The organism is Ferrovibrio sp. (assembly GCF_964218355.1).
Classification (GTDB): domain Bacteria; phylum Pseudomonadota; class Alphaproteobacteria; order Ferrovibrionales; family Ferrovibrionaceae; genus Ferrovibrio.
Genome location: NZ_CAXPMC010000011.1, coordinates 21,439 through 33,138, shown reverse-complemented (window position 1 = coordinate 33,138; position 11,700 = coordinate 21,439). Strand labels below are relative to the sequence as shown.

The 11,700-nt window shown below is 66.2% G+C and carries 9 protein-coding genes; 1 reads left to right on the top strand and 8 read right to left on the bottom strand.

Features of this window, described 5'->3' with window-relative positions; all coding sequences use genetic code 11:
- Positions 1 to 58 precede the first annotated feature (58 nt).
- The 8 genes from ACEQZY_RS06905 to ACEQZY_RS06870 form a co-directional block, all read right to left on the bottom strand.
- Entirely contained in the window at positions 59 to 1,708 is a 1,650-nt protein-coding gene (locus ACEQZY_RS06905) for an inverse autotransporter beta domain-containing protein (RefSeq protein ID WP_370153216.1), read from the bottom strand.
- 97 nt (positions 1,709 to 1,805) lie between these two features.
- Positions 1,806 to 2,456 (bottom strand): phosphoribosylanthranilate isomerase, encoded by a 651-nt coding sequence (locus ACEQZY_RS06900; protein ID WP_341702784.1) that lies wholly within the window; start codon positions 2,454 to 2,456, stop codon positions 1,806 to 1,808.
- A 25-nt stretch (positions 2,457 to 2,481) separates the two neighbouring features.
- Positions 2,482 to 4,470, bottom strand: coding sequence for an acetyl-CoA carboxylase biotin carboxylase subunit (locus ACEQZY_RS06895; RefSeq protein WP_370153348.1), 1,989 nt, complete (start codon positions 4,468 to 4,470; stop codon positions 2,482 to 2,484).
- Between the two features lie 25 nt (positions 4,471 to 4,495).
- Positions 4,496 to 6,028, bottom strand: coding sequence for an acyl-CoA carboxylase subunit beta (locus tag ACEQZY_RS06890; protein WP_341702786.1), 1,533 nt, complete (start codon positions 6,026 to 6,028; stop codon positions 4,496 to 4,498).
- A 141-nt stretch (positions 6,029 to 6,169) separates the two neighbouring features.
- Positions 6,170 to 7,417: a pentapeptide repeat-containing protein gene (locus ACEQZY_RS06885; protein WP_341702787.1), complete on the bottom strand. Its 1,248-nt coding sequence runs from the start codon at positions 7,415 to 7,417 to the stop codon at positions 6,170 to 6,172.
- A 143-nt stretch (positions 7,418 to 7,560) separates the two neighbouring features.
- On the bottom strand, positions 7,561 to 8,277 hold the full coding sequence (locus tag ACEQZY_RS06880; protein ID WP_370153213.1) for an ATP12 family chaperone protein: 717 nt from the start codon (positions 8,275 to 8,277) through the stop codon (positions 7,561 to 7,563).
- 69 nt (positions 8,278 to 8,346) lie between these two features.
- Positions 8,347 to 10,443, bottom strand: a complete 2,097-nt coding sequence (locus ACEQZY_RS06875) for an AsmA family protein (protein ID WP_370153211.1) — start codon at positions 10,441 to 10,443, stop codon at positions 8,347 to 8,349.
- Complete coding sequence (locus ACEQZY_RS06870) at positions 10,431 to 11,135, bottom strand: HAD-IA family hydrolase (protein ID WP_372530174.1); 705 nt, start codon at positions 11,133 to 11,135, stop codon at positions 10,431 to 10,433. The genes ACEQZY_RS06875 and ACEQZY_RS06870 overlap by 13 nt, the downstream gene beginning before the upstream one ends.
- A gap of 84 nt (positions 11,136 to 11,219) precedes the next feature.
- On the opposite strand from ACEQZY_RS06870, the gene queF reads away from it, so the two are divergent.
- The gene (queF, locus tag ACEQZY_RS06865; RefSeq protein WP_341702791.1) at positions 11,220 to 11,699 is read left to right on the top strand and encodes a preQ(1) synthase; all 480 of its coding nucleotides are present in this window, start codon (positions 11,220 to 11,222) and stop codon (positions 11,697 to 11,699) included.
- The last annotated feature ends 1 nt before the right edge of the window (position 11,700 follow it).

Sequence of the window (11,700 nt, the reverse complement as noted above, 5' to 3'; positions counted from 1 at the left end):
GTCGGGTACGTAAAGTGACCGCAGTTACAGGAACGGCGCCTGGACCACCCGGCAGCCGTCAGTTACAGGGCGTGCCGTTGATCTGCAGTGTCGAGCCGGTGATGGTGCCGGCATTGTTGCAGGGTGTGGTGACGGTGGTCGTGGTGATACTGCCGGACGGCGAGCCCAGCGTCGCGGCCGCCTGCACGAATACCCCATTGGTCAGGCTGGTCATGGTCGTCGACGCGAAGCTGACATTGTTGTAGGTGCCGCCACTGGCGAAGCGGACGCCGATGGCGGAATTGCTGACCGTCAGGCTGCTGAACGAGGCATTGTTGCTGCTGCTGTTGAACTGGACGCCAAAGCCGGTGCCGCTGCCCATATTGTTCATGCTGACATTGCTGATGGTCAGGCCGTCCGATCCGGAGACCTCGACACCGTTCTGTGCAGTGTTGGAAATCGTCAGGTTGCTGAGCCGGACATTGTTGGCCGCCGTCATGGTGACGGCATTCTGGCCGCCGGTGATCGTCAGGCCGGTCAGTGACGAGCCGGTGGCCATGTTGAACACGTTGTTGATCGCGCTGGTGCCGTTCACGGTGGCCGCCGAACCCGGCAGGGTGACCGAAGCGGTCTGACCCGTTGCCGATGTCACGGTGATCGTGGAGCCGCCACCGACGATCATCTGGCCGCTGCTGAGGTTGACCGGTGCACCGACATTGACCGTGCCGGCCGCGCCATCCACCACCAGCAGGGAATTCGCACCGGCGCCAGTGGCCGCGGTGATCAGGTTTCCTGCCGCATCCACCGTGGTGAAGGACGATACGCTGGTGCCGTTGGCCAGTGTTGCGGTGGCGGCCTCGGTTTTCGTGCCGCCCAGCCGCGACCCCGCCACGATATCCACGTCGCGCTCGACATAGGTGGTCATGCGCCGCTCGATGGCGCTGAGTTTCGGCTGCGGTTCGCCGAAATTCAGCGGAATGCGCAGCCGGGCCATCAGAAAGCCCTGGTCGCCGCGGATATTGTCGGTCTGGACCTCGCCACCAAGGGTCAGCCGCGAACCCGCACCCAGCAGCGGCAGGTCGTCCCAGCCGGCTTCCAGCCGCGCCCGCGGGCCGGTCACGCTGGGAAAGTCGGGAGCATCGAAATAGAAGCCGCCGGCGAACAGCCGCAGGTCGATGCCGTCGAATGGCAGGCGGTAGCCGAGTTCGGCATCGAAACCCGGTAGGGCGCGTTCGCGCGATTCCGTGCGGCTTTGTACCAGGAAGCTGCTGCCCGACAGCAGGCCGACCGATCCCCCGCCGCCGGTGCCGGGGATCGTCTGCGCGCCGCCCTGGGGCAGGTAGCCGTTCAGCCGCAGGTCCCAGGTCTCGCCGAGAATCTCCGCACCCAGGGTCGCCTGGTTGAACAGGTTGCCGGTTTCGGTGCGGCGGCGGTCGTAGAAGGCATAGCCGCCGGCAATCCAGCTGCCGGCGATGATCTGGCGGAAACCGAGCCCGAGATTGCCCTCGCGCGAATTGCTGTCATCCAGCTTGGCGCGCAGGTCGGCAAACAGCAGGGCGCTGTCATCCTGCAGCAGCGGCAGGAACAGGTCGCTTTCGCCAATGCTGCGCTGGTTGCCCAGCTTGCCGCCGGCCTCGACATGGGGCTGCCATTTATCCGCCGCACCGGCCATGCAGGGCCACGCGGCCACCGCCGCGACCGTCAGCAAAAGCGCAATGCGAATCGGCATCCTTCCGGCAATCTCCCTGATCCGGCCCGGGCCGCATCCTGACACAATCCCTGCACGGACGGCCAGTACCGGCAAGCCGTCGCAGACCCGGGACAGCTCAGACCCGCCGCAGTTCGGCCGCCAGTGCCGCCAGCTTGCCGGCATCGAGCCGGCCCCCGGTGCGCACGCCGCTGCACAGGTCGATGCCGAAGGGCTGCACCGCCGCCACCGCCCCGGCCACATTGTCGGGCCGGATGCCGCCGGCGAGAAAGACCGGCCGGCCGCATTCGGCAACGATGCGGCGGCTGAGGCCCCAGTCATGCGTGCGGCCGGTGCCGCCCAGTTCCTTCACCGCCAGCTTCGTGTTGCCGCTGTCCAGCAGCAGGGCATCGACATGGCGGGCGCGGTCCAGCGCGAAGGCGGCGCTGTCCTCGTCCTCGACATGCACCACCTGCACGATCCGCACGGATGGCAGGGCGCGGCGGATCACGGCATAGGCCGCCACCGGTACGTAATCCACCAGCTGCACCGTGTTGGTGCCGCAGAGCCGCAGATGCTCGACGATGGCCTCGCCGTCATGCCGGCTGGTCAGCAGGAAGGTGGCCACCGGCGGCGGCACCATGGCGGCGATCTCGGCAATGGCATCGTCGCCGATCACCCCGGGCCCGCTCGGCATCTCGGCGACCAGTCCCAAGGCCGAGGCGCCATGGGCGATGGCGAGCCGGGCCTCGTCCGGTGTGGCGATGCAGCAGACTTTCAGGCGGATCATGACTGGCGTGCGATGGCCACGGCGATCAGGCGAATTCGAGGATCACCTGGTCGACCGCGAGGCTGTCGCCCTTCTTGGCATTGACCTTCTTCACTGTGCCGTCGCGCTCGGCGCGCAGCACGTTCTCCATCTTCATCGCCTCGACCACCGCCAGCGCCTGGCCGGCCTTGACCGCCTCGCCTTCGGCAACGCTGATCGACACCACCAGGCCAGGCATCGGACAGAGCAGGTATTTCGACATGTCGGGCGGCAGCTTCTCGGGCATCAGGCGGGCCAGTTCCGCCGCCTGCGGAGTGCGCACGGCGATGTCGAGTTCGGCTCCGCCATGCACGATGCGCAGGCCGTCGGGTCGGCCGGCAACACGGGCAACCAGCGGCTGGCCGTTCACGCTGCCACGGAAGAAGGCCTCGCCCGGCTTCCAGGCCGAACGCACCTTCAGCGCCTTGCCCTTCTTCAGCCTGATGTCGCAGCCGCCTTCGGCGTCGGACACTGTCAGCGGAAACTCGCTGCCGCTCAGGAAGGCGATCCAGTCGGCCGGCGGCTGCCATTCCGGCAGGCCGAGCTTGCCGCCGAGATGGCGGGCACGCAGTTCGTTGCGGATATGCACCAGCACCGCGATGGCCAGCACCGCGTTGCGCCGCTCTTCCGGCAGTTCGGTGCCACCGAAACCGTTCGGCCATTCCTCGGCGATGAAATTGGTGGAGATGTTACCGGCCCGGAAACGCGGGTGATCCAGTACCGCCGAGAGGAAATTGACGTTATGGCCGATGCCGGCGATCCAGGTCTCGTCCAGTGCCGCCGACAGGGTGGAGACGGCCGTCTCGCGGTCCTTGCCGTAAGAGCACAGCTTGGAGATCATCGGGTCGTAGAACATGCTGATCTCGCTGCCTTCCACAACGCCGGTATCGTTGCGGATGACATCCGATTCCGGCGCCGTGCGCCAGCGCACCAGCCGGCCGGTCGACGGCAAGAAGCCGCGCAGCGGATCTTCCGCATAGATGCGCGCCTCGACGGCCCAGCCGTCCAGCTTCACATCATCCTGTTTGATTGCCAGCGTCTCGCCGGCGGCGACGCGGATCATCTGCTCGACCAGGTCGATGCCGGTGATCAGCTCGGTGACCGGATGCTCGACCTGCAGGCGGGTATTCATCTCAAGGAAATAGAAGCTGCGGTCGGGTCCGACGATGAACTCCACCGTGCCGGCGCTGTCGTAACTGACGGTTTTCGCCAGTGCCACGGCCTGTTCACCCATCGCCTTGCGGGTCTTCGCATCGAGGAACGGGCTCGGCGCCTCTTCGATGACTTTCTGATGCCGGCGCTGGATCGAGCATTCGCGCTCATGCAGGAAGATCACGTTGCCGTGCTTGTCGCCCAGCACCTGGATTTCGATATGCCGCGGCTGTTCGATGTACTTCTCGATGAAGACGCGGTCGTCGCCGAAAGAATTCTTCGCCTCGTTGGTCGCCGACGAGAAACCCTGCGCGACTTCATCCGCCGAGCGGGCGATGCGCATGCCCTTGCCGCCACCGCCGGCCGAAGCCTTGATCATCACCGGGAAGCCGATATCGGTGGCGATCTTCACGGCCTCGTCGGTCGAGGCAATGGCGCCGAGATAGCCCGGCACGGTCGAGACGCCGGCCTTGCTGGCCAGCTTCTTCGATTCGATCTTGTCGCCCATCGCGTAGATCGCTTCCGGGTTCGGGCCGATGAAGGCGATACCGGCTTCCTTGAGCGCCGCCGCGAAGGCGCGGTTTTCCGACAGGAAGCCGTAACCCGGATGCACTGCCTGGGCGCCGGTCTTTTTGCAGGCAGCAACGATCTTCTCGATGACGAGGTAACTCTCAGCCGCGGCTGCCGCGCCGATATGCACCGCCTCGTCGGCCATGCGCATATGCAGCGCGCCGTCATCGGCATCGGAATAGACCGCCACGGTCCTGATGCCGAGCCGGCGGCAGGTCTTGATGACACGGCAGGCGATCTCACCGCGGTTGGCGATCAGGATCTTGTCGAACAGCTTCTTGCTCATGATACGCGCCACCTTACAGCGGGATGTTGTCGTGCTTCTTCCACGGATTTTCCAGCTTCTTGTCGCGCAGCAGCGCGAGCGAGCGGGCAATCCGGTAGCGCGTGTTATGCGGCATGATCACATCGTCGATGAAGCCGCGATGGCCGGCGACGAAGGGGTTGGCGAATTTCTGCCGGTACTCTTCCGTGCGGGCGGCGATCTTGTCGGCATCGCCGATCTCGCCGCGGAAGATGATCTCGACCGCACCCTTCGGACCCATCACCGCGATCTCGGCGGTCGGCCAGGCATAGTTGAGGTCGCCGCGCAGATGCTTGGAGGCCATCACGTCATAGGCACCGCCATAGGCCTTGCGGGTGATCACGGTCACCTTCGGCGTGGTCGCCTCGGCATAGGCGAATAACAGCTTGGCGCCATGCTTGATGATGCCGCCATATTCCTGCGCGGTACCCGGCAGGAAGCCCGGCACGTCGACGAAGGTGACGATCGGGATGTCGTAGCAGTCGCAGAAGCGCACAAAACGCGCCCCCTTGCGGCTGGAATCGATGTCGAGGCAGCCAGCCAGAACCATCGGCTGGTTGGCGACGATGCCGACCGTCTGGCCGCCGATGCGGGCCAGCCCGGTGATGATGTTCTTGGCGTAGTTCGGCTGGATCTCGAAGAAGTCGCCCTCGTCGACCACCTTCTCGATCAGCTCCTTCATGTCATAGGGCTTGTTCGGGTTCGGCGGTACCAGCGTGTCGAGCGAGGCTTCCTGCCGGGTGATCGGGTCCCAGCTCTCGCGCACCGGCGGCTTTTCGCGGTTGCTGAGCGGCATGAAATCGAACAGCCGGCGGGTCTGCGCCAGTGCCTCGAGATCGTTCTCGTAGGCATTGTCGGCGACCGAGGATTTCGTGGTGTGGGTGATGGCGCCGCCGAGCTGTTCCTGCGTCACCACTTCCTGGGTCACCGTCTTCACGACATCAGGACCGGTGACGAACATGTAGCTCGAATCCTTCACCATGAAGATGAAGTCGGTCATCGCCGGCGAATACACGGCACCGCCGGCACAGGGGCCCATGATGACGGAAATCTGCGGCACCACGCCGGAGGCCATCACGTTGCGCTGGAATACTTCCGCATAGCCGGCAAGGGAATCGACGCCTTCCTGGATGCGGGCTCCGCCGGAATCGTTCAGCCCGATCACCGGCGCACCCACCTTCATCGCCGTGTCCATCACCTTGCAGATTTTCTTGGCATGGCTGGCAGACAGCGAACCGCCGAACACGGTGAAATCCTGGCTGAACACGAAGACAGGGCGGCCGTTGATGGTGCCATAGCCGGTGACCACGCCGTCGCCGGCCACCTTCTGCTCGGCCATGCCGAAATCGGTGCAGTCATGCTCGACGAACATGTCCCATTCCTCGAAGGAACCGGGATCGAGCAGCAGCAGCAGCCGTTCGCGCGCGGTCAGCTTGCCCTTGGCATGCTGCGCCTCGATGCGCTTGCGCCCCCCGCCCTCGCGGGCCTGGGCACGCTTTTCTTCCAGCTGGCGGATAATGTCCTGCATGCAACTCCCCCCATTGGCCGGACCATCTGCAGCCCGGCCGGAACATGACGCGGCAATGACAATCTCGTCGGTTGGGATAGCATATCGCGCGGCAGTGCAAAATAGCCGGGCGGCTGCACCTAACGCCATGTTTTCAGGCAGTTAGCCTGCCGGTTTGGCCGGATTCTGCGGGATTTGCGTTCCCGAAAGGTCTGCCCCCTGCAGCAGGGCACGCGACAGATCGGCCGCTTCGAGCATGGCATCGCGCAGTTTGGCGCCACGCAGATCGGCCGAACGCAGCAGGCTGCGGGTCAGGTTGACCGGGTGGGCACGGTCGGCGCCGATCATCAGCGGGCGCAGATCGGCATCGCGCAGGTCCGCCCGCACCAGCATGGCATCCGCCATATTGGCACCGCGCAGGTCGGCACCGGCAAGATTGCAGTCGCGCAGGTCGGCGCCGATCAGGCGCACGCCCTGCAGGGATGCCTTCTGCAGGTTCAGGCCCTGCAGGATGCTGCCATCCAGCGAGGCCCCGGTCAGCACCAGCCCGGGCCGCGGACCGATCCCGCGCAGGTCGAGCCGGCTGAAATCGAACAGCCGCCCCTGCCGCCCCCCGGTTTCCACCCAGAGCCGGTAAAGCCGGAAGGCCTCCTCGACCGGCACGCCCAGTTCCGCCAGCGGGCGTCCGCGCGGCTTGTCGTCCAGAACGCCCTCGGTATCGGCGCCTTCCATGACCGTCTTCTCGAATTTCACGCCGACCATCACGGCACCGCGCATCTGCGCGTCCTTGAGGTTGGCGCCCGACAGATCCGCGCCGGACAGGTTGGCGCCTTCCAGCCGGGCTGCCGCCAGGTTGGCCCGGGTCAGCACGCAGTTGACCATGATGGCATCGGTGAAATCGGTGCGGCCGGCGCTGCATCCGGTCAGGTTGGCCCCGGTCAGATCCGCCGCAACCAGCCGCGCCCCTGCCAGATCGACGGCATCGTGATCCGGTTTCTTCAGCTGCATCTTGCCGGTCAGGTCACGTTCGGCGATCACCCCGTCGCGCATGTCCGCGTCATTGAGGCGGGCGCCGGTCAGGTCGGCGCCCCGCAGGGAAGCGCCGCGCAAGTCGGCACGGTCGAGCCGCGCGCCCTGCAGCATGGCGCCGCGCAGGTCGGCGCCATACAGGACCGACTGGCTCAGATTGGTATCGGCGAGGTTGACCGATTGCAGATTGCAGCCGGTGAAATCGGCGCCGGCCAGATCGGCCCCGGCCATGGTCAGGTTCGACAGGTCGCGGAACTGGAAAATAGCCCGCCGCCCGCCCGGCAGACGCTGGCGGTATTTCTCATGGTCGGCAATCGCCGCCAGGAGCTCGCCATACCCGACCTTGGGTTTCTGGCGCCTGTTGAAGTCGGTTGTGGCCATGTCCGGCCCCCCAGCCGACCATGATGCGTTGCTGAATACTTTCCAATTCTATCACTTAGAAACTGATTCCGGGCAAAAAGAACTTGGAGAATTTTTCCCGGCCCTCTACCTCCGGCTGACGAAATGGATGCCACCCGGTACCGTCAGTGTAAATCCGTGCCTTCAGGGCGGGACAGGCATTCCAGAAAGATCTCGACGGCCTGCAGTTCGGCCAGCAGGGCTGCCCGGCGCTGCCGTGCTTCGTCATCCTCGCCCCACTGCTCGGCCTGATACAGCTCGTCCAGCAATCCGGCGGCATGGGCCGCGGCCGCGGCCTGATGCCGCTCCAGCATCGCCAGACCCAGTACCACGGAACCGGTGATCGTGGTCGCGGCATGCAGCGCGGTCAGGCGCATGGCATCGAGGGCATCGCAGATACGGGTCAGACGGACCGGCATGTCGGCAGCCTGCGGCACGGCCACAATCCCCGTGGTGACCTGCAGCTGGATATCGAAGCGCTGGCGGAACCAGTCCAGCAGCGGCTGCCAGACCGCCACCTGCCGCGCGGCCAGACCGGCCGGTTCCGCGACCCGGTAAGACAGCAGGTCAGTGCTGCCATAGCGCAGGATGTCCTGCATCGTCGGCGCCGGATCGGCCGCGACCCGGTCAATCGCCGTGGCCGCCAGCCGGGTCAGCGGCATCTGCAGGGGCGCGATCTTGGTCTGCTGGGCGTCCCATTCCGCGGCAACGGCTTCGGCCAGAGCGCGGGTCGGCAGCACCATCTCGGCCCTGGCCGGGGTTTTCAGGACCCGCCCATCGAGCAGCACGACACTGCCGCCATCGCGCGGCTGCACCGAAACGGTCTTGTAGAAACGCTTCATGGAGCCGGCTTATACCGGCGCCACGACAGCACGGCAACCGGGCACCGGGCCCGGTGCCAGCCCCGCGTCTCAGCGCCCGAGCAGGCCTTTCAGCGACTTGCCGATATCTTTCAGCTCGTTGAGCGGCGATGCCGGCTTCTGCTGCTGGCTGCCGGCCGGTGGCGCCTTCGTCTGCGGCACCGGTTTCCCTTCCGCCAGCGCAATGGCCTTGGCGCAGGCGGCCGCGGAATCATCGCCGCCAGACTTGCCCAGCACCGGCGACAGCACCGCCATCGGGCCCAGCAGGGCAGCCCCTGCCGCAGCGCCGATCACGCTTTTCGCCAGTGCGGCCGGGTCCGGACTGAAACTCGGATCGGTCAGCGACCCGCGCACGCGAACCGGCGGCAGCGCCGCGCTCAGGGAGACATCCCGCGAGGACGGCACCAGCAGCAGCGCCAGCTGCTCGGTACCGAGATTGACATCGCCCTGGCCGGTCAGGCTGATGCGCCCGGTCTCGGCCAGCAGCGAACGGGGGGTGACGACGCCATCCCTGATGTCGAGGCCGCTAACCACGCAGTACAGCTTGGTCTTCGCCGTGGCCCTGCCGAGGATGCCCACCGCATCGGCCAGACGCGGCAGGAAGCTTTTCATGTATTCTTCCTTCAGCTCGCCCTCGCCCACCTTCAGCGTGACCTTGCCGTTCAGTCCCGCCATCAGCTGGTGCAGGCTGCCGCCACGGCTGGTGACATCCAGTGCCAGGTCAGTGACGCCGCCGGTATTCAGGATGTCGGTGATCGCCGCCTGCTTCAGATAACCGCTGAGATCGATCCCGGTGGCGTCCAGCTTCACGCCCAAGGTCTTGCCCGGACCATTCAGGCTGCCGGTGCCCGCAACATGCCCGCCGGCCGCATCCAGCGCGGCGGATCGCAGATTCAGAACGCCGTCCTTCAGCAGCAGCGACAGCGCCACATTCGCAGCCGTCAGGGCCGGTGTGCGCAGGCTCGCGGCCCTGTAGGTCACATCGGCATCGACGGCTTTCAGGCCATCGAGCGGCAGCGGATCGTCACTGAACAGACGGCCGCCAGCCGGCGCCGGTGCCTGACTGCCGCCAGCCGGCGCAGGCGATGCCGCCGCCGCACTGGCGCTGCTGCCGCCACCGCCCTTCATGTCCAGCAGCGGCACGATGTCGAAGCTTTTCGACGCCAGGTCGAACTTCACCGCCGGACGCGCACCGCCCAGCATGATCTCGCCATTGCCGGACAGGTCGCTGCCACCGATCTGCGCCGTGATGTCCCTCAGCAGGAAATGCTGCGGCGCCCTGTCCCGCAGTTCGACCAGCATCTGCAGCGGCGCGGCCGGTGCCGACGCCCCGAAGCGGTTGGCCAGTTTCGCCAGGTCCGGCACCTCGGCAATCACCTTCATCACCAGCCCCTTCCCCTGCAGGGGCTGGGCGATGGTGCCGTCCAGATTGGCGGTTGCCCCGGGCAGCGTGACGGCCAGCCGCACCGGCCAGGGCCGGCTTGGCGCCATCAGCTCGGCCAGGCTGCCCAGCACGCCCTCGGCTGCCACCTCGTTGCCGTCGAGATCGGCGGCCAGCCTGACGGCGAGTTGGTTGCCCGCGACCTGCTTCACCGACAGCTGGCGCAGCAGGAGGTCGTTCTTTGCCCCGGCCTGCGCATCGCGCCAGGCCAGTTTCACGTTTTTCAGCAGCACATCGCTGACAACCGGGATGCCGGTCAGGCCGCCATCCTGCGCCTCGACCTTCTCCTGCACCGGCACCGCCGGAGCCGCGCCGGGCCCGCCCGCCCGTGCAAACTCCCAGTTGGCGTCGCCCTTCGCATTCCGCTCCAGCAGCAGGTCCACATCCGACAGCACCAGCCGGTCGACCTTGATCTGCCGCTGCAGCAGCGCAAACAGGTCGAGGTCGGCAGTGAACTCGCCAATGGTGGCCATCTGTGGCCGGCTGCCCCAGCCGGCATTGCCGAAACTGACCTTCTTCACGCTGACGCCGAGCGGAAACAGGCTCAGCTTCATGTCCGCGGCGATGTCGAGCTTGCGACCGGTGGCATCTTCCACCGCGGCGACGATCTGCGGCTTGAAGCGGTTCACATCGACGGTCAGCAGCACGACCACCGCCGCGGCGACAATCAGCACCAGGACAATCGCAATCCATTTCAACGCACGCATTCGGTACCTCCGATCAGTTCAGCCACTGCTTCCGGAAGTTCCCGGAAGCCGCTGATTATCCTGGACGCTCCCGCCTCACGCAGCATCCGTTCCTCGTGATACCCCCAGGTCACGCCAATGGCCGCTACCCCGGCATGACGTGCCATTTCCATATCGTAAGTTGTGTCGCCGACCATGATTGTCGAGGGCACCGCGGCCCCGGTCTCGGCCATCGCCTGCAGCACCATGTCCGGTGCCGGCTTGCCGGCCGGAACCGAATCCGCCGTCTGCAGGGTGACGAAACGGCCGGTCAGGCCGTGGGCGGCCAGGGTGAAATCCAGCCCGCGCCGCGCCTTGCCGGTGGCGATGCCCAGCAGACAGCCGGCCGCCTCCAGCATATCCAGTGTCTCCAGCAGATCGGGATAGAGCGGTTCGTGGTGGTCGGGATCCTGGCGCTGGGAGATTGCCGCCGTCCGGTATGCATCCAGCACCGGCGCCAGCAGGGCGTCGGGGGGCAGCAGATGCTGGATCGCGGCAGCCAGCGGCAGGCCGACGGTCCGGCGCACCGCCTCGGCTGCCGGCAGCGCCAGCCCATGGGCACCGAAAGCCGCATGCATGGCACCAACGATATGGTGCTGGCTGTCGACCAGGGTGCCATCGCAGTCGAAAATCACCAGCCGCGGCGGGCTGATCTGGGTGAGAGAATCCTGCATGCCCCAGAGTCGCATGACCGGCCCCGCCTCTCAACCCGCCGGACGCGGATGCTTTTTCCCGGCCGCTGTGGCAAAAAAGCCGGCATGAGCAAACGCAGCCCCGCCCCCAAGCAGATCCCCGGCCTAACCCAGCTGGGACAGGCCGCCCGCCAGCCTGCCACGCCGGACGAGGCCGTGCTGGAAACAGCCCCCAATCCGCAGCCCGGCGTGCTGTACCTGATCCGCTTCACCCAGCCGGAATTCACCAGCCTCTGCCCGATGACCGGCCAGCCGGATTTCGCGCATCTGGTCATCGACTACGTACCGACGAAAAAGATCGTTGAATCAAAATCTCTGAAGCTGTTCCTGAACAGCTTTCGCAACCACGGTGCCTTCCATGAGGACTGCACCGTCAGCATCGCCCGGCGACTGGTCGACACCCTGAAGCCGCGCTGGCTGCGGATCGGCGGCTACTGGTATCCGCGCGGCGGCATGCCGATCGATGTCTTCTACCAGACCGGCAAGCCGCCGGCCGGCCTGTGGCTGCCCGACCAGGGCGTTGCCAGCTACCGCGGCCGCGGCTGAC